Source organism: Sulfuricaulis sp. (assembly GCF_040901545.1).
In the GTDB taxonomy this organism is placed as follows: Bacteria; Pseudomonadota; Gammaproteobacteria; order Acidiferrobacterales; family Sulfurifustaceae; genus Sulfuricaulis.
The window spans coordinates 1-23,134 of the sequence record NZ_JBBDYL010000024.1 but is presented as its reverse complement, the minus strand read 5'-3'; the positions used below and the strand labels follow the sequence as shown (position 1 = coordinate 23,134).

Annotated in this window: 24 protein-coding genes and 3 pseudogenes; 8 read left to right on the top strand and 19 right to left on the bottom strand. The window is 55.2% G+C overall.

The features are described from left to right. Positions 1-292 precede the first annotated feature (292 nt). On the top strand, positions 293-853 hold the full coding sequence (locus WD823_RS03810) for an SCO family protein (protein WP_368428156.1): 561 nt from the start codon (positions 293-295) through the stop codon (positions 851-853). 575 nt (positions 854-1,428) lie between these two features. Here the strand turns inward: WD823_RS03810 and WD823_RS03805 are convergent. Beyond that, on the bottom strand, positions 1,429-2,460 hold the full coding sequence (locus WD823_RS03805) for a DUF2235 domain-containing protein (protein ID WP_368428155.1): 1,032 nt from the start codon (positions 2,458-2,460) through the stop codon (positions 1,429-1,431). Between the two features lie 74 nt (positions 2,461-2,534). Between WD823_RS03805 and WD823_RS03800 the strand changes: the two genes are divergently transcribed. Both WD823_RS03800 and WD823_RS03795 read left to right on the top strand, forming a co-directional pair. Next, positions 2,535-3,062 carry a peroxiredoxin gene (locus WD823_RS03800; RefSeq protein ID WP_368428154.1) on the top strand — a complete coding sequence of 176 codons (528 nt, stop codon included), beginning with the start codon at positions 2,535-2,537 and terminating at the stop codon, positions 3,060-3,062. A gap of 2 nt (positions 3,063-3,064) precedes the next feature. Continuing rightward, entirely contained in the window at positions 3,065-3,790 is a 726-nt protein-coding gene (locus WD823_RS03795; protein ID WP_368428153.1) for a VIT1/CCC1 transporter family protein, read from the top strand. Between the two features lie 4 nt (positions 3,791-3,794). On the opposite strand, the gene WD823_RS03790 is transcribed toward WD823_RS03795, so the two are convergent. After that, entirely contained in the window at positions 3,795-4,217 is a 423-nt protein-coding gene (locus WD823_RS03790) for a cereblon family protein (RefSeq protein ID WP_368428152.1), read from the bottom strand. Positions 4,218-4,228: 11 nt separating this feature from the next. Beyond that, complete coding sequence (locus WD823_RS03785) at positions 4,229-5,338, bottom strand: FIST C-terminal domain-containing protein (RefSeq protein WP_368428151.1); 1,110 nt, start codon at positions 5,336-5,338, stop codon at positions 4,229-4,231. 115 nt (positions 5,339-5,453) lie between these two features. Here WD823_RS03785 and corA point away from each other — a divergent pair, with 115 nt between their 5' ends. After that, positions 5,454-6,518 (top strand): magnesium/cobalt transporter CorA, encoded by a 1,065-nt coding sequence (gene corA / locus WD823_RS03780; RefSeq protein WP_368428150.1) that lies wholly within the window; start codon positions 5,454-5,456, stop codon positions 6,516-6,518. 14 nt (positions 6,519-6,532) lie between these two features. Here corA and WD823_RS03775 read toward each other — a convergent pair whose 3' ends face one another. From WD823_RS03775 to WD823_RS03760, 4 genes and pseudogenes are all read right to left on the bottom strand, one after another. Beyond that, positions 6,533-6,895 carry a helicase HerA-like domain-containing protein gene (locus tag WD823_RS03775; protein ID WP_368428149.1) on the bottom strand — a complete coding sequence of 121 codons (363 nt, stop codon included), beginning with the start codon at positions 6,893-6,895 and terminating at the stop codon, positions 6,533-6,535. Continuing rightward, positions 6,896-6,964: pseudogene (locus WD823_RS03770) on the bottom strand (helicase HerA-like domain-containing protein); the annotation flags it as partial. A 75-nt stretch (positions 6,965-7,039) separates the two neighbouring features. Then, complete coding sequence (locus tag WD823_RS03765; RefSeq protein WP_368428148.1) at positions 7,040-8,221, bottom strand: alanine--glyoxylate aminotransferase family protein; 1,182 nt, start codon at positions 8,219-8,221, stop codon at positions 7,040-7,042. An 82-nt stretch (positions 8,222-8,303) separates the two neighbouring features. Continuing rightward, positions 8,304-9,074, bottom strand: coding sequence for an IclR family transcriptional regulator (locus WD823_RS03760; protein ID WP_368428147.1), 771 nt, complete (start codon positions 9,072-9,074; stop codon positions 8,304-8,306). Positions 9,075-9,381: 307 nt separating this feature from the next. Between WD823_RS03760 and glcF the strand changes: the two genes are divergently transcribed. Then, positions 9,382-10,599, top strand: coding sequence for a glycolate oxidase subunit GlcF (glcF, locus tag WD823_RS03755; protein ID WP_368428146.1), 1,218 nt, complete (start codon positions 9,382-9,384; stop codon positions 10,597-10,599). A gap of 30 nt (positions 10,600-10,629) precedes the next feature. Here the strand turns inward: glcF and WD823_RS03750 are convergent, their stop codons facing one another. The 4 genes from WD823_RS03750 to WD823_RS03735 form a co-directional block, all read right to left on the bottom strand. Next, positions 10,630-11,727, bottom strand: a complete 1,098-nt coding sequence (locus WD823_RS03750) for an enolase C-terminal domain-like protein (protein ID WP_368428145.1) — start codon at positions 11,725-11,727, stop codon at positions 10,630-10,632. A 71-nt stretch (positions 11,728-11,798) separates the two neighbouring features. Beyond that, positions 11,799-12,869: a glycolate oxidase subunit GlcE gene (gene glcE / locus WD823_RS03745; protein ID WP_368428144.1), complete on the bottom strand. Its 1,071-nt coding sequence runs from the start codon at positions 12,867-12,869 to the stop codon at positions 11,799-11,801. Positions 12,870-12,878: 9 nt separating this feature from the next. Continuing rightward, positions 12,879-14,381, bottom strand: a complete 1,503-nt coding sequence (gene glcD, locus WD823_RS03740) for a glycolate oxidase subunit GlcD (RefSeq protein ID WP_368428143.1) — start codon at positions 14,379-14,381, stop codon at positions 12,879-12,881. 66 nt (positions 14,382-14,447) lie between these two features. Beyond that, positions 14,448-14,969: a hypothetical protein gene (locus tag WD823_RS03735; RefSeq protein WP_368428142.1), complete on the bottom strand. Its 522-nt coding sequence runs from the start codon at positions 14,967-14,969 to the stop codon at positions 14,448-14,450. Positions 14,970-15,151: 182 nt separating this feature from the next. Between WD823_RS03735 and gluQRS the strand changes: the two genes are divergently transcribed. Then, positions 15,152-16,075 carry a tRNA glutamyl-Q(34) synthetase GluQRS gene (gene gluQRS, locus WD823_RS03730; protein WP_368428141.1) on the top strand — a complete coding sequence of 308 codons (924 nt, stop codon included), beginning with the start codon at positions 15,152-15,154 and terminating at the stop codon, positions 16,073-16,075. A gap of 36 nt (positions 16,076-16,111) precedes the next feature. Here gluQRS and WD823_RS03725 read toward each other — a convergent pair whose 3' ends face one another. Together WD823_RS03725 and WD823_RS03720 are read right to left on the bottom strand one after the other, a co-directional pair. After that, complete coding sequence (locus WD823_RS03725; protein ID WP_368428140.1) at positions 16,112-16,426, bottom strand: HigA family addiction module antitoxin; 315 nt, start codon at positions 16,424-16,426, stop codon at positions 16,112-16,114. A 12-nt stretch (positions 16,427-16,438) separates the two neighbouring features. Then, a pseudogene (locus WD823_RS03720) lies at positions 16,439-16,525 on the bottom strand (plasmid maintenance system killer protein); the annotation flags it as partial. Between the two features lie 51 nt (positions 16,526-16,576). Here WD823_RS03720 and WD823_RS03715 point away from each other — a divergent pair. Further along, positions 16,577-16,696 (top strand): annotated as a pseudogene (locus tag WD823_RS03715) (tRNA glutamyl-Q(34) synthetase GluQRS); the annotation flags it as partial. A 16-nt stretch (positions 16,697-16,712) separates the two neighbouring features. Here the strand turns inward: WD823_RS03715 and WD823_RS03710 are convergent. Continuing rightward, positions 16,713-17,105 carry a hypothetical protein gene (locus WD823_RS03710; protein ID WP_368428139.1) on the bottom strand — a complete coding sequence of 131 codons (393 nt, stop codon included), beginning with the start codon at positions 17,103-17,105 and terminating at the stop codon, positions 16,713-16,715. Positions 17,106-17,161: 56 nt separating this feature from the next. Here WD823_RS03710 and WD823_RS03705 point away from each other — a divergent pair, with 56 nt between their 5' ends. Then, positions 17,162-17,329: a hypothetical protein gene (locus WD823_RS03705; RefSeq protein ID WP_368428138.1), complete on the top strand. Its 168-nt coding sequence runs from the start codon at positions 17,162-17,164 to the stop codon at positions 17,327-17,329. Between the two features lie 25 nt (positions 17,330-17,354). On the opposite strand, the gene WD823_RS03700 is transcribed toward WD823_RS03705, so the two are convergent. The 5 genes from WD823_RS03700 to WD823_RS03680 all read right to left on the bottom strand — a co-directional run. Further along, on the bottom strand, positions 17,355-18,344 hold the full coding sequence (locus tag WD823_RS03700; protein ID WP_368428137.1) for a DUF3883 domain-containing protein: 990 nt from the start codon (positions 18,342-18,344) through the stop codon (positions 17,355-17,357). Between the two features lie 2 nt (positions 18,345-18,346). Next, positions 18,347-20,056, bottom strand: a complete 1,710-nt coding sequence (locus tag WD823_RS03695) for a DEAD/DEAH box helicase (RefSeq protein WP_368428136.1) — start codon at positions 20,054-20,056, stop codon at positions 18,347-18,349. A 197-nt stretch (positions 20,057-20,253) separates the two neighbouring features. Then, entirely contained in the window at positions 20,254-21,699 is a 1,446-nt protein-coding gene (locus tag WD823_RS03690; protein ID WP_368428135.1) for a hypothetical protein, read from the bottom strand. Between the two features lie 91 nt (positions 21,700-21,790). Further along, positions 21,791-22,753, bottom strand: a complete 963-nt coding sequence (locus WD823_RS03685) for a DNA adenine methylase (protein ID WP_368428134.1) — start codon at positions 22,751-22,753, stop codon at positions 21,791-21,793. A gap of 154 nt (positions 22,754-22,907) precedes the next feature. Then, positions 22,908-23,134 (bottom strand): hypothetical protein (locus tag WD823_RS03680; RefSeq protein WP_368428133.1); only part of this gene is annotated, 227 nt, incomplete at its 5' end.

The following is a 23,134-nucleotide window of genomic DNA, read 5'->3' as shown; positions in this document are numbered from 1 at the left end:
GATGTACTTAACGTACATCGGCGCCGCTGAGCGCCCGCACAGGGATGTGCGGGCTGGGGCATATCGAGGTATTTGTCGCGACGCCAGGGAGGGCATGCCTGCCGTCCTTGGCGCAATTACGGAGACTTCGACAGACTCAGCCCCGCCATCCGTGGCGGGGCGCTCGCCGGGACGAAGACACGTTAAGTGTCTTCGTCTGTTTCCGGCTCGCCCTGCTTAATCCTGTGAAATGTTGTTTTTCGATGTGTCTATTATGTTCCCTATCTATCGCAGTCTGAGACAAGCCATATTTATGATCGCCGCGCTGTTAGTGGCTGCCTGCACGCAGGCGCCGACGTTCAAGGCCATGGATATCAGCGGCGTCGAGTGGGGCGGAGATTTCACGCTCACGGCGCACACCGGAAAGCCGGTAAAAACTTCGGATTTCAGCGGCAAAGTGGTCGTCATGTTTTTCGGTTACACCCACTGTCCCGACGTTTGCGCCCCGACCCTGGTGAAACTGGATCAGGTCATGAAACGCCTCGGCGAGGACGCGAAAAACGTACAGGTCCTGTTCATTACCGTGGATCCCGTACACGATACCGTGCCGCAGCTCGCCGGATTTGTCCCGCGATTCAATCCCGCCTTCATCGGCCTCACCGGCAGTGACAAGGAAATCGCCGCGGTGGCGAAAGATTACAAAGTCGCCTACGGCGCCAATCCCCAGGCCCAGCCGGGACAGATTCTCGTGGATCATTCCACGGGGATTCTGGTCAAGGACAAGAAAGGGAAGCCGCGGTTGCTGGTGAAAAATGATGTTGCGGTTGATGATCTTGAGCATGATGTCAGGGTTTTGTTGAGAGAGAAAAATTAACCTTAAACTCCTTCTCCCCTTGCGGGAGGTGAGGCGGGGTTATCGTGAATGTCCGGTGGACATTCACGCCGCCGAACGGGCGCGAATGATTTTCTTGCACCCCGGCAGGAATTGGGATGAGGGGTGAAATTATTTTGCCAAAAGCCGCCTACGGCGGCTTTTGTCTTTAAAAGCTAATTGCGGATTGCTCCGCCCCTGCACCCTGGGTTTTTTTTCTTTGTTCGCGCAAAGAAAAGAAACCAAAAGAATGCGCGCCCCCGAGTCTGCGCCGGCTAGAGCCGGTCCCCTCACCCCTTCGGTCGCCTCAGCGGGTGCGCATACGGCGCATCCCTGCGCCGGATGCGCACGCTCGCGATCCCTCGCTCGCCCCTGCGGGTCGGTACTTCGTCTTCCCTCGGGGTTCGGCTTGACTCAGGGGGTGATTAGCACAACCATGCCGAAGTTATACGGTGGTTTTGAAATCGAATTAGTTAGTCTCACGTTTCGAGAGGAACTCGTAAAACGCTGGCATGTTTTATTTGTGCCTCAGGCGCAACGTTAGATTCTTCAGCACCGTCAAAGTAGACTCGATAGAGTTACTTCTTCCGTTCCAGATACTTTACAAGATTTTCTGGCCGATAGCCGGAATCCTTTTTGTACCTCGCCATCGCTTCAGCATGGACCAGCTCATTACCGCCCAGCTTGATCCCGATAGGCCGGTGGAAGTCACCGGTGAGCTTGTACAGCCCGGTTTTGGAATCCCGCAGCTCGCCGAAGGCGTTTGGTTGAATGTTCTCGCGTATCCAGTTTTCATCAACAGCGAGGCCCGTGTCCTTGGCTTTTTGCAACATCCACATAAAGGTGATGTCTGAAAGGCCGGCATCTTCGTAACCGCCGCCGATGTTGCTGTGCACGCCCGCGAACCATGCCTGTTCCATCATCTGCCCCATGGCGTGTGATTGTTGCTCCCACAGGGCGGGCATGAACGGTTTGCGCTTCTCGTCGATGGCCACGGCGTGGTAGGCGTGATCCACGGTGCTCGAGAGCTTGACGTCGTGAAACTCGAGGCCCATCAGGCGGTTGATGAAACGCAGGCCGCGCACCGGCATGCCGAGCGTGCCGACCGTGTCCCATACGCCGATGAACTTGATCCGTATCTCATGCGAGAAGGTTTTGCGGAATAGCTGGGCTTCGATGGCATTAGGATGGGAAGCGGTGTCGCGGCGGCGGTAGAGGCGGTAGGCGTCGTGATAGCGCCCGGCGTGTTCCGGCCGCAGCACGCCGCACTTGCGGATGAGTCCGCCGAGGCTGCGCGTGGTATAGGCGCCGCGTGAGAAACCGAAGAGATAAATATCATCTCCCTCGGTGTAGTTTTCCAAAAGGTAGCGGTAGGCATCACCGATGTTCCGGGATATGCCCCAGCCGAAGGCGCCACCCAGCAGGCGGTCGAAACCGAGCCCGGTACCGACACCCTTGTCGTAGAAAACCTTCTGCTCGATGCCGTTCGCATCGCGTGTCAGCGCCGCCAGCGCGATCTTGGTGACGTTGCTCGGCCGCACCTGGCTGCGGTCTTTCTGGTCCGGCGAGTTCCAGGTGCCATCACAGCAGATGACAAGGCGCTTGGGCATGGTCTCGATTTCCTCCTTTTTGTTCTTCCAGTCAGCTTGTTTCCCGGAAGGGGTTTTTTTACCATGTCGGAACCATGTTGACCATCGCCGATGCCGCGCCCGACTTCAGCCTGCCCGGAGTGTATCAGGGCAAGGTCAAGAACTATTCCCTGAGCGACGCTCGCGGGCAGTGGCTGGTGCTGTTTTTCTATCCCGCCGATTTCACCTTCGTCTGCCCCACCGAAGTCACGGGCTTCAGCCGGATGGCCGGCGACTTCTCCAGGGAAAAAGCGCTTATCTATGGCGTGAGCGTCGATTCCGTCGAGAGCCACCGTTCCTGGGCCGAGGAGTTGGGGGGTATCGCTTATCCGCTCTTGAGCGATACCGAGAAGAAAGTAACCCGCGCCTATCAGGTGCTGCATCCCAAGGACGGGGTGGCCATCCGCGCGACTTACATCATCGACCCCGAGGGAATCATCCAGTACAGCGCCGCGTCCAACATGAACGTGGGCCGCAGCGTGGAAGAGACGCTGCGCGTGCTGCGCGCGGCGTGCACCGGACGGCTGTGTCCGGCTGACTGGAAACCCGGCGGACCCACCGGCGGGTCCGAGCACAAATACTGATCATGGCGCTCCCGGTCGAAGCGAAGCGCAAAAAAATCGAGGCGCGCGGCCGCATCCGCGAATTCGTTTTCGGCATCCAGGACGGGCTCATCAGCACCGTCGGGCTGCTGGCCGGTATGCAGGCGGCCGGCTCGAGCCGGTTCGTCATCCTGATGGCGGGCACCGCCTCGGTCTGCGCCGGTGCGTTCTCGATGTCCGCCGGCGCCTATCTCTCGTCCAAGGCCGAGAAGGAAATTTTCGACCACGAACTGGAAAAGGAAGCGAAGTTCGTCGAGCAGGAACCGTATTTGGCGCAGGAAGGCTTGCTCGATGCCCTGCACCGCGAGGGCCTGGCGCGCGAGGCCTGCTATCGCATCGTGCAGCTGATGCACGAACAGAAGTCGGTGTTCGTGGCGACGTTTCAGGAAAAAGTGCTCGGTCTGGGGAGCGCCGACGTCAACAATCCGGTCAAGGGGGCGCTGGTCATGGCGCTCTCCTTCATCCTCGGCGGCGTGCTGCCGCTCGCGCCGTTCACCTTCATGCCGCTCCACTGGGCGTTGTTGTGGGCGGTGACGATTACCGGTACCGCGCTATTCGGTGTGGGCATGTTCAAGGGCCGGTTGGCCGGTCAGCCCATGGGGCGCTCGGGGCTTGAGTTCTTCGTCATCGCGCTGCTCGCGACCGGCCTGGGTTATGCCGTGGGCCTCTTGCTCGAGCGGTTCGCGGGCGCGCCGTTGCCAGTCGGCTAGTGGATTAATCCCGGGCGCGTCCCGCCGAGGTCAGGCGATTGATGATCAGGCCATAGAAATAATCTGCCTCGGTCTGAAATTGCCAGCCGAGGTGCACATGACAGTTCGCGCACAGTGCAATGCGCCAGGCGTATCCCGGAAACCAGGTGTACTCCGTCGTCGCTTCGCCGATGGCGGTGCAACCGGTTGCCTCGCGAAAACATCCGAAATGGTAAGTTACCCCGTGGGGGTTGGTGCAGCGGTGCTCGTGCGTTCCCTGCACCGGGATGCGCTGATCCTGGTGCGTGACGGAATGGCGGCAGGCGGCGCAGAACAGGCGTTTTTCTTTTTCAGGCTTGCTGCCCGTTTTAATCTTGACTGACTGTTTTTTCTCTTCCCCGGCTGACGGATCGAAGAACAGCAGGGCAGGAACGATCGCCGTGGTCATGGCCGTTTCACTTAGGGAAACAGTGTCAACACTCCGGTAAAACCGTAGAGGCGGTTGTGCGAAATTTCGCCGTTGGCGAAAAAGCCCACGAGCGGGATGTCACCCAGTTCCTGACGGATGGTTTTCAGTTCCTCTGAATTCTCGCCAAACATATGCGCGCCACGGCCGAGGCAGGAATAGTAGACACCGCCTCTCGGCGGCTTACTAAGCCGGCACTTGATATCGTGGAGCATGCGCACGAGGTCCTCGTAAGCCGTGCGGATATCGCGCCGGCAAAACATAACGGTGTCACCGGCATTCAGGTATTCGCCGATGGCCAGCACCTTGGTTTCCGGATCGATACCCACGACGTTGCGCACCATGTAATCGCCGGTGTCCGAACCCTTGATCGGAAAACCCGCAAAAATATATCCCGTGGCACGCGCCGGATCGCGGGCGAGAATATCGCCGGCCTCTTCATTAAAAACTTCCAGGGCCGGACGGTCATCGATACGGATGGCGATGTTGTCCTGGCACTCGGTGATTTCGTGTTTTTTGCCAAGCGGTGTGCATCCCTGCGTCAGGGCCGTGACGACCGGAATGCGATCCGAAAACAGCACGCCGGAAACACCGCCTTCGGTCAGTCCGCCGGCGATCTGGAAATAAGGCCCGCGCGAAGAAGTCAGGCCACCCACCAGGAACCCGCCTGGTATCGCGTCGGCGAGTTCGGCGATAAAATCCGGCGTCTTCGGATTACGCGGGTCGCCGTGTACCACGGCGAATCGGGCGTTGGTCTCGTTGCACCACGCGCGATAATCCGTGAATTCGTCGATGTCGGCTTTGATGGCGGGGAAGACGCGAAACGAATCGGCGGGAAATTCCGCCAGCATCACGCAGATGGCGGGTTTGTCGTTGTACTCCTGCGAGGTGGCGCACACTCCCACTCCCACGCTTCCCACCCAGTGCTGAATGTCGGTATGTTCCTTGAAGAAGGTCAGGATTTGCGGGAGTTGGCTGGCGATACGGTCGGTAACATAGAGAAAGCCCAGATTCGCCTTGACGGAGATGATCCCAAGCTGGCCGAGGCAGGAATTGGCGGCTTGCTGCCAATCCCGGGCACTCGCATGGGCAACGCGGAACATATCCATATCCAATCCCTTGAATGATTATGGGCCAAACCGACCTGTAGAGATACTATAACCATTGTGACGGGTTAGAAACCCGCCGATCATTCAGCCACGAAAAAAAGGTGAAATTATGTCTCGACAGGCGCCCAAACGTTCGCGCAAGGCCGGTCTCCCGCCCGGCACTCCGGTGCATATCGGTGAACGAAAAAGCGATACGACGCATCTGATGTTGTTGCATTACGACGAACAGGTCACCGTGGAAAAAGAACTGAAGACCGCGGAAGAAATGGCGGCCATGCGCGATGTTCCCGGGGTGAATTGGATAAACGTCACCGGCTTGCATGAAGTCGAGCATTTGTCGCAATTCATCGACCTCTTCGGCTTGCACCCACTGGTGCTCGAGGACATTCTCAATACCGACCAACGTCCAAAACTCGAGGATTATGGCGATTACCTTTACATCGTATTAAAGCGGCTGGGAAGCGGAAGCCATTCAGCCGAAATCATTACCGAACAAGTCAGTTTGATTCTCGGGAAGAACCTGGTCATATCGTTTCTTGAAAGTGATCGCAATTTATTCAGTGGCGTAAAGGACCGGATTCTCGATAATCGCGGACGCATGCGGAAATACGGCGCGGATTACCTGGCGTACACGCTGTTGGACACCATAGTAGATAATTATTTTGCCATATTTGAAGATCTGGGCGAGCGTATCGAGTCATTGCAGGAAAATCTCATATCAAGACCCACTTCGGCTTCTCTGCAAACATTGCATACCCTGAAACACCAATTACTGTTATTACGCAAATCCGTCTGGCCGTTGCGTGAAGTGATAAGCGGTTTACAGCGCGGCGAATCGCCGTTGGTCCGGAAAGACACCTGGATTTATTTGCGCGACGTGTATGATCACACCATCCAGGTCATTGACACCATCGAAACGTATCGCGACATGCTCTCCGGCATGCTGGATATTTATCTTTCAAGTTTGAATATCCGCTTGAACGAAGTCATGAAGGTATTGACGATCATCGCCACGATCTTCATGCCGCTGTCGTTCATCGCGGGCATTTACGGCATGAATTTCCACAACATGCCCGAATTGGGCTGGCGCTGGGGATACCCCCTGGTGCTGATATTGATGACGGCGCTCGCCGGCGGGATGCTGCTCCTGTTTCGCCGTAAAAAGTGGATTTAGCCGTATCCGTTCGCTCATCGCGACCGGAGTTGACTGTCATCCGCTCCAATGCGGAACGGTCGGCGACGACCGCCCGGCAACGATCCCAAAACGCCGCGGATGATCTGCCGGCCGATCTGACTGCCAATGGCGCGGGCGGCGCTCGTAACCATCGCCTCGCCCGCGGATTGACGCGATCGTCCTTTCCCCGAGCCCGATCCCAGCAAGCCGCCCAACAACCCACCGCCCCCGCTTTCGGCTGCGTTTTTTGCCGCCAATTCCTTGGCCGCTTTGCGCTTCAGAATTTCATGGGCGGATTCGCGATCGACCGTATTTTCGTATCGTCCCCTGAGCGGGGAATTGCCGATGATCCGTGCACGCTCGGCGGCGGCTTTCACGGCTTTTTGGTCGCGGGGGATGAAAGCGCGTAGCGCGTGCTGGACGCGATTTCCCAGCTGACCGGGAACTTTGTCCGGTCGGTTACCTGCCGTTCGCGATCAGCAGCGGTTCAGTTATGTCGATCCCTGATGTGACGGTGTGGCTCAGTTCTGGATCGACGAGCTTTGCGCGGCATTCATGGCGACTCCGGTTTGAATTGGGGCGCGCATCTCGAACAAAACCGCCTCAAGGGCTTCCAGACAGTACATGACATTTTTCATATTAGCGCCGTATCCCATGAGGCCGATGCGAATCACCTTGCCCGCCAGCGCGCCCAATCCCGCGCCAACTTCTAGATTGTATTCTTCGAGCAGCCGGCGCCGCAATATTGCTTCATCCACGCCGGGAGGGACTTGAATGACATTTACTTGTGGCAACCGCGCCTCTGCCTTCACCAAAAACGACAATCCCATGGCTTCAAGTCCGGACCGCAGTGCATGGTGATGATGCCAATGCCGTGCCCAGGATTTTTCCAGTCCTTCCTCGTGCAACATCACCAAACTTTCATGAAGACCGTACAAAGGATTAATCGGAGCGGTATGGTGATACGAACGCGTTTTTGATCCCCAGTACCCCATCAACAGATTGAGATCGAGGAACCAGCTCTGGATCTTGATCCGACGTTTCTTGATTGCCTCTACCGCGCGGTCATTCAAGCTCACGGGCGACAGACCGGGCGTGCAAGAAAGGCATTTTTGCGAGCAGGTAAAGATGGCGTCGATTCCCCATTCATCCACCTTCAGGGGGGAGCCACCGAAAGAAGTCACGGCATCCACGATAGTCAGGCAATCATAGCGGTGGGCGACTTCCACGAGCGTTTTGGCGTCGGACAAAACCCCCGTAGACGTTTCGGCTTGGACTAAGGTTACGAGCCTGGCGTCGCGGTGTTTTTTGATCGTGTCTTCCAGTTTATCCGGATCCACGACTTCCCCCCAGCGATCCTCGACCAGAATCGGAAGTCCGCCAACGCGCTCGATATTTTCTTTCATGCGCAATCCGAAGACGCCATTGACACACACGATTACCTTGTCACCGGGTTCAACCAGATTGACCACACAGGTTTCCATTCCGGCCGTGGCGGGCGCTGAAATGGGAATGGTCAGCACGTTTTTTGTCTGGAAGGCGTATCGGAGCATGGCCTTGATTTCGTCCATCATCGACAGAAATGCGGGATCGAGGTGTCCGATCGTCGGCCGCGCCATGGCGGACAGAACACGTGGATGAATATCGGTAGGGCCCGGACCCATGAGCGTCCGTACCGGAGGGTTGAAAGTTTTGAATTTCATGAATTAGCCTTCTCGTCGATGGCTGGAGATCAAGCCACACTGGTAAAGTTTGTAAAAATATCTGAAGGAAAAGTTACTTTTTCTAGGCGGATTTTTTTGCCAGGTACCCAAGTCGTGAGGATAAATCCGACCCCGCCTTTTTGATGAGCGGCATCCAGGAATCGCGACGTCGATCGCAGGGCGCGGAAATTGAAAGACCGGCGATGATTTTACCCAGCCGGTCATGAACCGGGACACCGATGCAGGTAACTCCTTGTTCGGCCTCTTCGTTATCGATGGAAAAACCATGCTTGCTGTTGTTCTCGACCTGATTCCAGAGCTTGCTGGCCTGGGTAACGGTGTTGGGCGTATAACGGGGCAATCCGGTGCGCCGGGCATAATCACGACACGCCTTCTCGCCGCCCTCGGCGAGAAACAACTTGCCGACAGCCGTCACATGCAGCGGCGCGCGACTGCCGATGATCTGTTCCACCCGCATGATGCGGTTCGGAATCGACCGCTCGACGTATACTACTTCATCGCCTTCGCGCACCGCGAGATTGACGGTCTCGCCCAGTTGTGAACGCAGCCATTCCATGATCGGCTTGGCCTCGCGCAGCAAATCCACTTTTCCATGCATATAGCTGCCGTAGCGCAGGAGTTTCACCCCCAGGGTGTAGCGGCCCACGGAGGTGCGTTCCACGAGCGCGTGCTTGGCCAGCGCGTTCAGAATGCGAAACGCGGTTGACGGATGCAGGCGCGTCTCCGCCGACAGGAATTTGAGGCTGGCAGGCTCCGAGCAGGTGGTAATGGCCTCGAGCAGCGCCGTCATGCGGTCGATGACCTGGATCGAGGAAACCGGGGATTTCATCATGTTTCTTATAGTGAAATAAATTATGTATTGCGAAATATCCTAACCTTAGCGAATTTAATGTGCAAGTGGGTCGAACCGCCAGGGCGCTGGCTTGTGAAAAATCGGTTCGCCGCATGCCGTGTCGATCCGGACCGGAGTTAGGATTTGAATTCGCTCCCACGAAAAAGCCGGGTATTTTTTCTCACCAGGCCTGAGTGTGGCCGATGCGGGGATCGCGCAGGAATCCATGATGACAATGGCCCCTTTGGATTTGCCGTTGCCGGGTTAGCGTGCGACTTGATGACACGGATCGTGTATCTTTTCACCCATGCAGACCGCGCTGGCCGCGCTCATTCGTGACACACCCCAGGGCCGGGAAGCCGATGCCGTGTTGCGCACCTGCGTGCACTGCGGATTCTGTAACGCCACCTGTCCCACCTATCAACTTTTGGGCGATGAACTCGACGGCCCGCGCGGCAGGATCTACCTCATTAAACAGATGCTCGAGGGATCGCCGGTTACGAAGCACACCCAGCTACATCTTGACCGTTGTCTCACTTGCCGGAACTGCGAAACCACCTGTCCCTCGGGCGTGCAATATCATCGCTTGCTCGATATCGGACGCGAACTGGTCGATCAAAAAGTAACACGCCCCTGGACCGACCGGTTTCGGCGCTGGGCGCTACGCCATATCGTTCCTTATCCCGCACGCTTCACGCCGCTCTTGCGATTGGGCCAGTTTTTCCGACCGCTGATGCCGCCGCCGCTCAAGCGGAAAATTCCGCCGACACGCCGGGCGCTGGCGTGGCCCGAGGCCCGTCATTCGCGTCGCATGCTGGTGCTCGAAGGTTGCGTGCAGCCGGCACTGGCGCCCGATATCAATGCCGCGACGGCACGTGTGCTCGATAAACTCGGCGTCAGTCTGGCGGCGGCGCCCGGCGCCGGGTGTTGCGGTGCCGCGAGCCATCACACGTCGGGAATTGAGGACGGGCTGAATTTTGCCCGCCGAAATATCGACGCCTGGTGGCCGCACATCGAGACCGGTTGCGAGGCGATCGTCATGACCGCGAGCGGCTGCGGCACGCACGTAAAAGATTATGGACGTCTGCTGAAAAACGACCCGCGCTACTCGGAAAAAGCGCGGCGCGTCTCCGGCCTGACCCGGGATATCAGCGAGATTCTGGCGCAAGCAGACACCTCGAAATTAAGGACCGTAGTCAAACGCGGATACAAAGTCGCGTTCCAGTCGCCGTGCTCGCTCCAACACGGCCAGCAACTGAACGGGGTGGTGGAAAAGATTTTGCGGGAAACCGGATTTACGCTGACGTCCGTGCCGGATGCGCACCTCTGTTGCGGCTCGGCGGGGACTTACTCGATTTTGCAGCGTGACCTGTCACAGCAGTTGTTGAAAAACAAGATCAACGCCTTGCAATCCGGTGCGCCCGAAATTATCGCCACCGCCAACATCGGTTGCCTGGCTCACCTGCAGAGCGCTTCGACGGTACCGGTCAGGCACTGGGTGGAGTTGGTCGCGGACGGTATTTGACGCGTGTGGACGGAGAATTTTTACTTTTAGCTATTCAACCAGAAAACGCTTTACCGCCTGCTCATCCCATTCGAGGCCGATCCCCGGCGCCGAGCCGATCAGCGCATGTCCGTTTTCAACACGCAGCGGGTGCTTGAGTATCGGGCTCGCCCAGTCCACGTATTCCAGCCAGTGGCAAGTGGGGGTGACGGCCAGCAGATGCGCGCTGATCTCCGGGAACAGGTGACTCGAGGCCGGTATACCGCGCGGTTCGACCAGCGCGGCGCCGCGCAGCCAACCGGTCACGCCGCCGATCTTCATGACATCGAGCATGACGAAGTCGGAAGCCCCGGCCGCCAGGCTTTTTGCCATGTCATGCGTCCCCCACCAGTTCTCTCCGATCTGAATGGGCGTTTTCGCTTCGCGCGCGATCGCGGCATGGCCGAGAAAATCATCCGCCACGGTGGGTTCTTCCACCCAGTAAATGCCTTCCTCATCGAGCAATCGGCAGCGCATGACAGCCTCGGACACGGAGAGCGACTGGTTGTAATCCGTCATCAGTAAAATATCATCGCCCACCGCTTTCCGTACCGCGCGAATGACCGCGACGTCGGTTTTCACATCGGGGTAGCCCAACCTGACTTTAATCGCCTGAAAGCCGGGAGCGACCAACTCGCGTGCCTCGATCGCGGCGCGCTCCGCCCCGATGATCCCGAGTCCGCAACTGTTGTAAGCCGTGATCGGGCGCGGCTCACCGCCCAGCAATTTGACCAGGGGCAGTTCAACGGCCTTCGCGAGCGCATCCCAGGCCGCCATGTCGATGCCGGCCAGCGCCATGCCGGTCAGGCCCTGAGGGCCCAGCAGCCGAAACCGCTGTTGCAGTTTTTGCTCGATCGCGACCGGAGCGACGATATCGCCCTTGATCAACGGCTCGAGATTCGTGACCAGCTGTGTCGTCGGTTTCAGCGCGATCGGCGTATAACAAAAGACGTAGCTGCACCCGGTCACGCCTTCATCGGTTTCCAGATCGACCAGAACCAGCGGCGCAGTACCGACGGTACCGCCGCCGGTCTGAAGCGGGCGCGCCATCGGGACATTTACCGCGCGCGCGCGTATTCCGCGAATCGTGAGTTTCGGGTGGGCTGGCATGTGGTGGTTTTTATTCCGGCGCCGTTGGTGGTGTTGCAAGTTGGAAACGGGGTCGCGGATGGAATTTCAGTTTAGATCGTTCCAGCCAAGCCCTGATTCATAATGCTTCCCGGATCGAAAGCCTGCTTGAGCTGGTGCTGCAGCGCGACCAGGGCCGCGGGCAGGGGATGAAACTTGGCGCCATTTCCCGTTCCGGGACGAAACAGGGTGGCGTGTCCGCCCGCTTGCTCCGCGACACGGTAGACGTCGCCAAGTGCCGCCGTGCTTTTAAGCCATCGTTGCGCGCCGCCCCAGTCAATGATCCAATTTCCGGGCAGATCGAGCGGTGATGTCGCGGGCGGCACGGAAAGCCGCCAGAGCGCACCCGCGCCCTGGAAAAAATCGTGCCGGTGTTCGCGCAATTGTTTCCAAAACTCATCGCCGTTTTTCACCAGATCGCCACCCAGTTTGGTGCGCGCCGCCTGCACTCCCAGGTCATTTCCGGACAGTCGCACATATAAGGTGTTGCGAATATGGCAGGCGGCGGAAAGCGGCAGCGGTTGACCGGCATTGTGGTTCATGGTTTTGATGGCCTTGTCCGCGGGTGTCTCGTACGAGAGGGTCAATTCTTTGGCCGGTTTGGGCAGCACCTTGAGGGAGATTTCGAGCAGCACGCCGAGTGTGCCCCGTGCGCCCACCATGAGCCGGGAGATGTCGTAACCGGCCACGTTTTTCATCACTTCGCCGCCGAACTTTAAGATTTCACCTTTCCCGTTGATGATTTTTGCGCCCAGTACAAAATCGCGGGCCGAGCCGGCATACGGCCGGCGGGGTCCGGAAAAGCCGCAGGCGATGGTGCCGCCCAGCGTGGCGGCGTCGCCGAAGTGGGGCGGCTCGAAACCGAGCATCTGCCCTTTTTCGGACAGCACCGCTTCGACGTCAGCCAGCTTGGTTCCGGCGCGCGCGGTAATAACGAGTTCGGTCGGTTCGTACGAAACGATGCCGACATGGCCGATCACATCCAGCTTTTTACCTTCCGCCTCGCCGGTATAAAAGCGCTTGGTGCCGTTGCCGACGATGGCGAGCGGCGTGCGGTTACGCGCCGCCATCTTCACCGCCTCGGCCAGTGCGCTCGAATTATCCCGATCGGCAACCGTGACCATGTGCGTGATTCAGAATCTTTCCAGTTCGGGGAATTTCATTTTACCGCCGTGCACGTGCATGCGGCCGAACTCGGCGCAGCGCGCGGGTTTGGGCACCGCCTTGCCGGGATTGAGCAGGCCCTTGGGGTCGAAGGCCGCTTTCAGGGCATGAAACTGGTCCAGTTCTTCCTTGGTGAACTGGAGACACATCTGATTGATTTTCTCCACCCCCACGCCGTGTTCGCCGGTGATGGTGCCGCCCACGGCGATGCAGGCCTCCAGGATCTCGCCGCCCAGTTCTTCGGCTTTTTTCAGGTCGCTGGGTTTGTTGGCATCGTAGAGGATCAGCGGGTGCAAATTGCCGTCGCCGGCATGAAACACGTTTCCGACCGCCAGGCCGTACTTGCGCGAGAGCGCGCCGATGGTTGTCAGCACTTTGGCGAGATGCTTGCGCGGGATGGTCCCGTCCATGCAGTAATAATCCGGCGCGACGCGCCCGACCGCGGGAAACGCCGCCTTGCGTCCGGCCCACATCCGCAGGCGTTCGATTTCGTTTTTCGCGACCCGGACTTCGGTCGCGCCCTGCTTGAGCAACAGTTCACGCACCAGCGCGATGCCTTCGTTGACCTCTTCGTTGATGCCGTCGAGTTCACACAGCAGCATGGCCGCGGCATCAACGGGATAACCGGCCTTCACGAAATCCTCGGAGGCGCGAATCGTGAGGTTGTCCATCATCTCAAGCCCCGCGGGGATAAAGCCGCTGGCGATGATGGCGGCGACGGCGGCGCCGGCCTTTTCGATGTCATCGAAAGCGGCCAGCAACACCTGGGCGCGTTCCGGTATCGGCAGGAGCTTCACGGTAATTTCGACGATGATGCCCAGCATGCCTTCCGAGCCGGTCAGGGCCGCGAGCAGGTCGTAACCGGGACTGTCCAACGTTTTCCCGCCGACCGAGATCAGCTCGCCATCCATGGTCATGAATTTGAGCCCCAGGATGTTGTGCACGGTCAGCCCGTATTTCAGGCAATGCACCCCGCCGGAATTCTCCGCGACATTCCCGCCGATCGAACAGGCGATCTGCGAAGAGGGATCGGGCGCGTAGTACAAGCCATACTGGGCGACAGCTTCCGAAATGGCGAGATTGCGCACGCCCGGTTCGACCGTGGCGGTGCGATTGTCCGGGTCAATTTCGAGAATGCGGGAAAATTTGGTCAGCGAAAGCAACACGCCGTCGCTGAGCGGCAGCGCGCCGCCGGAAAGTCCCGTGCCCGCGCCGCGCGCCACGACGGATATATTTCGCTCGGAGCAAAGTTTCAATACACGGCCGACCTGCTCGATGGTATCCGGCAGCACCACGATCCAGGGTAGCTTGCGATACGCCGATAATCCGTCGCACTCATACGGGCGCTGATCTTCCTCGTTGGTCAGCACCGCTTCCCGCGGCAGAAATTCACGCAGCCGGAGCGCGAGCGATTGGCGCAGCGCTTCCAGGGAGGCTGTATCCGGGGGGATCGAGGGTTGCGGGGAACTCATAAGAGATAGCGTAATCCCTGCCCCTCATGGCGTAAAGCCGGGCGTGTACTTAACCCCAGGCGGCGGTCAAGTGCACTCCTCCATCGTGTCTGAACTGCTCAACTTGATGAAAACCCCGAGCGACATGAGCAACAGCGCGGCGCTGACGATGATGGCCACGGGGTAGTAAAGAAAGCCGGCCAGATCCTGCTGGCTGTACTTGATCACCATGATCAGCGATTCGAGCACCAGCGCGACGAACACAATGCTGGCAAAACGCGTCACGCCACGACGGATGCGACGGATGGCGTCGGACGGTTTGCCGCTTTTGTCGTACTCCTGGTGAACCACCTGCGCGAGTTCGTAGACGGCGAGCGCGACCACGCCCATATGCAGCCCCTTGACCAATCCACCAGTGAGGTCGCCTTCGCTGATGATCGGTTTGATGAACTCGAAGATGGCCGAGGAGGCGTACAGCAGCGCGAAGGCAAGGAAGAACAGCGCAAATAACGGCACCAGCAGACTCGGTACCGCCTGGATAACCGCCACCAGGGTTGAGGTTTTTTCTTTCAGAATCGTGTCACGATTTTCGATGGTTTCGCTTTTCATCATTTTCTCCTTTCGTGTTGTAAGCCGGATGCTAAACAGCATGCCGGCGCGCAACCAGCGTATTTGGATTAAACTGCACCGGTCCCCGACCGACGGTATTATCGAACATAAACCCGTAAATTATTTGAGGACATAAAAACTTCTCGGGCAATGCCATTGAAACGTGTCGCAAAAATTACCGCATGAAATCTGCCCATTCATACTGCGGCCGTTTCGCGCCGTCGCCCACCGGGCCGTTGCATTTTGGTTCGATGGTCGCCGCGGTCGGAAGTTTCCTGCAAGCGCGCCAACAAGGCGGGCAGTGGCTGGTGCGCATGGAAGACCTCGACCCGCCGCGCGAAGTGCCGGGCGCGGCCGATGACATCTTGCGCACGCTGGAAGTCTTCGGCCTGCATTGGGATGGCGAGGTGGTGTATCAGAGCCGCCGGAGCACGCTATATAAGGAGGCACTGGAAAAACTGAAAACAAAGAATGCTCTCTATCCCTGCGCGTGCAGCCGGCGCGAGATCGCCGATTCGAGCGTGAACGGCGTGGACGGGCCGGTGTATCCCGGCACTTGTCGCGACGGCATTCCGCTAGGCCGCGCGCCGCGCGCGTGGCGCGTGAAAGTGGATGGGCAGCAGGTCGAATTTAAAGATGCGGTACAGGGGCCGCAATCCCGAAATCTGGCGCAAGACTTCGGTGACTTTATCGTGCAGCGCGCGGACGGTTTTTTTGCTTATCAGCTGGCGGTGGTGGTGGATGACGTCGAGCAGAGCATCACCGAAGTTGTGCGCGGCGCGGATTTAATTGAATCCACCCCGCGCCAGGTTCATCTCCAGCGCCTGCTGAATCTCCCGACGCCAAAATACCTGCATCTCCCGGTGGTGCTGAATGCGCAAGGCGAAAAACTCAGCAAGCAAACCCTCGCCGCACCGCTCGATCCCGCCCGCCCGCTGCCGGCGCTAATTCAGGTCCTGCGATTTCTGGGGCAGGAGGCCCCAAAGGAATTGGCTGAGGGGAGTACTGAGGATTTCTGGCGCTGGGTGGCGGCGAACTGGCGCCTCGAGAGCGTCCCGCGCATGCCGAGTGTGGTCATGGAAATACCCGGCACAGGGCCGATTTAATTTAGGCCATGTACGCGATGACATGAGAGATGGATTTTACGCCGCGTGCTTCGTATGTGGCCAGGGCTTGATCTTGGCTAAAGTCTTGGCCAGCGTGTCTTTGGCCAGCTCGGTGTCGTAATCCGCCTGTAAGCGCAACCACCAGCCGTCCGACAATCCAAAAAAATGGCACAGTCGCAGATCCGTGTCGGCGGTAACCGCGCGTTTGCCCGTCACGATCTCGCCGATACGGCGCTGCGACACACCGATCTCTTTCGCCAGCCGGTATTGCGAAAGTGCCATCGGTTTGAGGAACTCTTCGAGCAACATTTCGCCCGGCGATACCGGGGCCAGTTTGGTTCTCTTGCTCATGGTGTATCTCGCTTAGTGATAATCGGTAATTTCAACATCCTCGGCTCCTCCCGCTGTCCAACGGAAGCAAACGCGAAACTGATCGTTGATGCGTACGCTCCATTACTCACGCATCACGTTAGTAATGTAAAGCATCGCCATTTCGCGTTATTGAAACTGCCGACGCCAAAATACCTGCATCTCCCGGTGGCGCTGAACGAAATAGGCGAAAAGCTCAGCAAGCAAACCCTCGCCGCACCCCTAGATCCCGCCCGCCCGCTGCCGGCACTGATTCCGGAAAGCTGACTTAAAACAGGTTGAAGGTGAGGAACACCAGGAAGTACAGCGCAAGCAGCAGTCCTACCGAGGGCAGCGCCATGATATCGGCGAACGAAAGTTTATGCGCGCCCGTCAGCCGGAAGCACGCCTTGTGATCCTGGCCCAGGACCTTGCGCACGTTGACTCCCTCCGGGTCGGCGCGCAACAGGCAGGGATCGGTGTCCGGGAGCCAAAAGACAATGATAAGCGTGGCGACCGCCGAAATGAGAATAGCGGCCAGGACCGGCAGCGTCTCGCGCCGGCCGGTGAGCGCGTCGCGCGCGCCATCGGCGCCGTCGTCGTCGGGGCAGGGTTGTTCCTGATCGCGCGAGCCGCCGGGCTCGGATGACACATCTGACAGCTGGCGCCGCGGTGCGGCCAAGGCGCTCGAGCATAAGTAAGCGGCGCGCCTAGGTCGTTACTCCCCCCGTTCGCAAATTGACCGCGAACGCCATCGCCAATTATCTGGCCGGCATGCTGGAAAACTTGCTGGCCGGTTCCAGCATTCCGTTGTATTGGTTTCTCGTCGGCAGCTCGCTCGGCGCCGGGGTATTGTTGCTCTTGATCACGCCGGTGCTCAAATACCTTATGCACGGTAAAGGGTGACGTGGCTACGCGCCAGCATGCAGTTTCAATCGAGTATGACCCTATTGCGTGCGCGAACGACCTGAACATCTAAGGGTTCGAGTGCATATCCTAATTCCTTCAGTTTTCGCATTGGATCACAAATGCATACCGGTCCTTGTGATGAACTTATCGACAAATTGATGTGGGTATACACGTAGATCCAATAACTTCGACCCTTTTGTGTTGCGACTCGACGCTCGTTTCTAGTCCAGACAAAACAAACCTCTGCTTTTGTTGTTCCCTTAACCTCAATAAAAAGAGTTTTCTCTGGATTCTTGCCGGTGCCTTTACGCGAGATCACATCGAAACCTGCGCTTCTGTCAATTTTGCTTATTTGTTGAACCAAGAGAGCCAGATCCGGATAGCCGTTAGCCCTTAACCTTTGAACTTCATGCTCAACCGTAAGATATTCCGCAAATTCTCCGATCTCATCCATTGCACCAGGCGCACCATCGTCATTGTTGGGTACTAACCCTCTCATCTCTGCAAGAAAGGCGTTGAATAATCCCAAGCACTCGGAACGTATGAATGCCTTTTCTTCATCTACTTGAATCAAACCCACGTTATAAAAGATTCGTAGCCAAAAAGCGGTCTCCGAATTGTCATAAATGGATCTCTTATAAACGAACGTCGCCTGAACGGCATCTACATCAAAAGCAAGAAGGAATGACCGACACGATGGCAACATATTTCTTACATCCAGATAAACATCCTTGAGAAGAAACTCGCGGGCTGGATTGGAAATTTCGCTGCTGATTGAGTATTGCCGTTTCGATAGTTGTCGACCGCGATCAGTCAGCGAAAACTCTTTTTCGCGGTTTACGAGCAATCCGTAGCGAGTGCATTCATCAATTATTTGCGCAGAATTTGAAGACGAGTCGAGAAGTAAAGACCTAGCGACATATGATTCCAGCTGATGACGTACAATGCGACTGGTTCGTAGCATTGAAAAGATCGCACATACGTTCGCTAGTTCAATCGGTTTAACGTTCACTTCTATTTTCGTAAAGATTTTATGTGTTGCTCTACCATTTGAAGATCCATCTCCTCTTCATCTCCGAGATCTTCAGACCAGTATCCTGGGATTTTGCCCGGCAAGTCTGCCTCAATGACATCCTTCATTGTTCTCATTTTTTTCTTCAAACGGCTATCTACGACCTCATCAATTGAATCCCGACTTTGCAATAGGTAGTAGTAGGTCTCTTGTTTCTCCGACAAACCCAGTCTATGGATCCTATCTAGTGACTGGAGGTAGTGTGCGCAATTGAAGGAACGATCTAGATATATGGCGTGATGGCATACGCTATGAAGTGAAATGGATTCAGCGCATGCTGCGGGGTTAGCTATGAGAACCTTGCACGAGCGATCGTCTCTAAATTTAGATATCAAGACCTCCCTGCTAAAGTCCTCCTCGGCTAACGCTGTAACGGGCACGCCACCGTGAACTACTACAGGACTAAGATCGTTCACTTGGTTAGCAAGCATTTCAAGATTATGAACGAAGGTTGACCAAATAATTACCTTCTCTCCACGACCGCATATTTCTCTAGCCAAGCTACACGCGGCGCTGATCTTATTCGGAATTTCATATTGTGCGTAGTGTTCGATTGCCTCTTGAAGTGCTAGACCTCGAATATCCATCGCGGGTAATTGAAACTCCTCGCATCGTTGACGCAACAATGTTGGATTGCTCGCGACCTGCAACAAGCGTACAGCTCTTGCTCTTCGCCAGTCACGAAGCACCTCCCGATTTACAGGAGACTCCTTAACTTGAGTCAGAAATCGCGCCGCTATACCGCTGTATATTCGCAGCTGTAAGGGACTCATTTGACATTTAATGTTCTTAAACGAAGGACGTGGTAAATCCAGCTGGCTCTTGGTAATTCGAAAGAAAAGAGGAGAGATTCTGCGACGTACACTCGCAACAGCTTTGTGCGTTTCCTTACGCTGAACATCTCTAAGGAAATCCTCTGCAAGACCTAATGGCTTTTGGTCAAACCAAAGAAATGTCAACTGAGACCACAGATCAGGAAGCCCGTTTGGCATAGGCGTTCCAGTAAGAATGACCCGACGTTCTGCATATTCTGCTAGCCCTAAAACAGCCTCGACTAACTTTCCTCCATGGGGACGTTTTACGTAATGTGACTCATCTAGTATCAGTAGATACTTTCGCCGGGATAACGTGCGTGACAAATCTCCGACATCTCTAGCCGCACTATGATAAGTGGTAAGCAAGAACTCATATTGGTCGGCTAATAAACACAGTTCATGCCTTCTAGCTTTATTATTTCCCGCAAGACGCACTCCATTTAGCTTCTTTCCAAAACATATTCTGTACTCATGTTCCCAAGGCTCAAAGCAACTGCCAGGTCCTATCACCAGAACTGCATCTACTAAATTCTTTCTTCGTAGAAGATAATAATAAGCGAGCGCGATCGTCGTTTTTCCACTGCCTGGTACTGAGAAGTTCGCCCCGTGTCGTACAGTGAGGAGATGGTGTACGGCGGCAACTTGCAGCTTCGTTAGTCGTCGCGCAAAACCTTCGGAAAGTTTGGCTACGATGTCTTGATGTGCAGATGTTGCAGTTATCTTTTTTACCGAAAGACCACGTTCCAATATGCGAACGAATTCCTCTTTTTCTCGTTGAATTGTATCGAGTATATCGTTGCAACGGCTGTCGAGCTGAAACTCGATTTTGTATTTCACAAAATGATCCACAGTCCTCAACAATGTGACACTTGGCTTCATTCCTGTGGGAAATTGCCATATGTTGTCACGAATCTCTGTAGTCGCGCTTAGGTTGCTTCGCAGAAATATTCGATGAAGCGGTTGCGAGAGAATCTGTATACCAACTTCGTCTACCCCTTCTATTATGTAATGCTTCTCAGCATATCGGATGAGAATCACCTGCGGGCCTTCCTTGTTTTACCTCTTTTTCTCTTGGTAATTTCGTTTTTTGCTTCCAAACGTTTCCGATCTCTGAGTTTTCTCGACGTCGGCTTTTGTATGATTTTTCGGAGTTCATTCGTACACGTTATGATCCGCTGCAGAATATTATCTAACTCGGGCTCGGCGAGCTTTTCAGAATCGTTAGGAATTGCTTCAATGTTTTTGAGCGCTCTCTTGGCAAGAGATAGAGGCCGCTCACTATCTTTAATAATTTGTTCTTGTTCTTTAGCGTCTTGATAAAATGATTTCAGAACTTTCAATCGTTTATTTCTCCATTGCGTCTCCTCCTGTAAATCCTTCTCTTCAGTCACAGTCGAAGAAACGCCAGTTTCGTCTATCTCCTCGACTTCCCGATCTTCTTGGTCATTCTCTTCAACAGGTTCTTGCTGGGTCTTAAAATCGGGGTGAGACTGCTCATTCTCAGCAAGCTGATCGTCCGGATTCAGAGCCTGTTTTACCTGTTCCCAGGATTCTTTCGTTGCAAAAAGATTTCTCAGTTCGCGTATCCTAAGGTGTGGAAACTTGATCCTTATATAGTGGAACCCAAGAAGTTTTAATTCATTCTTGTCACTCTCATCTGGACTCCAATTGACGCGCACATTTCCACGAGGGTGCATTACCCAATTTAATATTTCCTGTAGGTCTATAAAATGCTCGTTAAGCTGCTTGACCAAATAATAGCGATCTGGTTTCTTGACAAAGTGACAGAGATACTCATCGATAAGTTCGAGTCGACTCAGATCTGCTTCAATATTTTCCTTAGTGACGCCATAAATCCTGGCAGCCATAACTTCAATCTTCAAGCCTGAGTTAATGCCCTCACGGAGTTTTAGCAAATGATTAATGGGGCTGTAATCGAGCTGCTGCGGCGCAGACATTTGAATGCCGGCTTCAATTAGCCATAACTCTGCCTTCGCGATGTCAGATGGAAGAACTTGGACGTCCAGATACTTGAATTTCGCGTCACCAGTTTCTTCGTAAAGCTTTTCAAGCAAAGCTTTTCGCCGGTTACCATTTATGACAACGCCATCGCAAGTAATGATGCCTGGACGAAGTTGACCATTTTGAGCGAGATCCTCCTTAATCTTCGCGTTCTCATCGGACCTTATCGTCAGTAGCATTTCCTTAATAATGTGCTGGTCGTTTGGATTTGAGGACTCTAGTTCTCGACCTAACTCAGCCTCCTTCTCCAAAACTTCCGCCGCGATCCGTCCGTTCGCTTTATTGAAGGCAAGGTCTTCGAGCCTGAACTGGTAGACCGGCGCCCTTTCGGCCCTGTCCTTAACAATTATTTTTTCTTGAGGAAGCTTTTCTTTTCCACCTGCGTCCTCTTCTTGCTTCTTTTGATGGTCTCTAATTATTCTCTGGCGTTCGCGGTCATATGGCATGGATGTAGGCATCGCTAATCTCCCTCGTTACCTCAACATAGTCTCAACTGAGCCTAAAACCGAAAGGGGATAAACACCTTGGTATCAATATGTGGTTGCAAACTTATCTGCTACGGGGCGGATTTACTTTGTTGTCCTCTTTCTCTTGCTTAGTTAGTCGTATTGGAACTTTACCCTTCAATACAGCATTTGTTAAATTTTTGTTCTTCCACAAAATCTCTGTTCGCTCATAGTCTCTGCCACGTGTATCACGTGTTTTTGTGCTGATTGCTATTTGTGTCCAACCATGCTTTTTTGTCAGGCGATCCCTGTATAGCTCGTTGTCGTAACCGCTCAATAAGATCATGCTTTTCGATTTGCAACACAGTTTCAGAAGCTTCTCGTGAAAAGCCTTATCTTGAGCGTCAATTACATATTTATGATTCCGTTTTACGAAGTAAGGTGGATCGAGATATATCAAGGTAGCCGGCCTATCCTGAAACATTTCGAGTAGTTCACACGCGTCCCTATTCTCAACGCGCACGTTTCGTAAGCGCTCTACAACTTCTGCAAGTCTGTCGGGAAGGTTGTACCACCTATTAACTCTGGCCTCTCGATCATTTCTAGAGTACGACTGTGAAAAAGAGAAACCACATTGCGGACTACCAACAGTGGAATTTACTGTCATCATTGTTGCAACAAGGAACCGACGTGCTTTCTCAAGTGGGTTGTCTAGAGGAATATCCATGCAAGCATGATGAAATTCCTCTCTAGCATATGGTGTGAGGGCTACAGCCCGGCAGAGCGCATCTGCATTCTCTCTCAGTTGCTTGAAGACATTAACGATTTGTCCATCGAGATCATTGATAATTTCTATTGGCGCAGGTGCTTTCGCGAGAGTGATAGCGGCCGACCCACAAAAACCCTCCACCCATGCATGATGGGGCGGAAGAGAGCCAATTATTTGTGAGGCAATTCTTTGTTTGGCACCGTAATATCCGAACGGTGGCTTAGAAGAACTAATCGTCGGTGGATTCGTGTTTATTGGTGCCGTGGTGTATGGTTTTGTAACCACCCTTTTTTTCACAGTGTTCTCCGAATCCACAGGAAAGAAAACAAGTCAGGGTCAGACTGCAACTTTCTTCATTTCCCCTTCATTGCTAATAACATATTGCGCTACGAGACGAAATCACGCAATAGTGGTGTTCTGATTTTATACGCCAACCGCGTCGATGCTTGGGCTAGTTGTTTGGTTTCGTAGATAGAACCGTCACTTTCCCCGTTTGCAGATTGACTCGGAGGGATTTCCGGACGAACAGGAATCGCCCGGTTTCCGCGCGAGCTTCGGAGCCAATTTCTGAAGGAGCCTTCTTCGGCGTCTCGGCGCTGCTCTTCGTCGGAGCCGCGGCGGTGACGATCGTCTGGTGCGCGTCCATGTCGGCGATGGGCGAGATGCCGATGCCCGGCG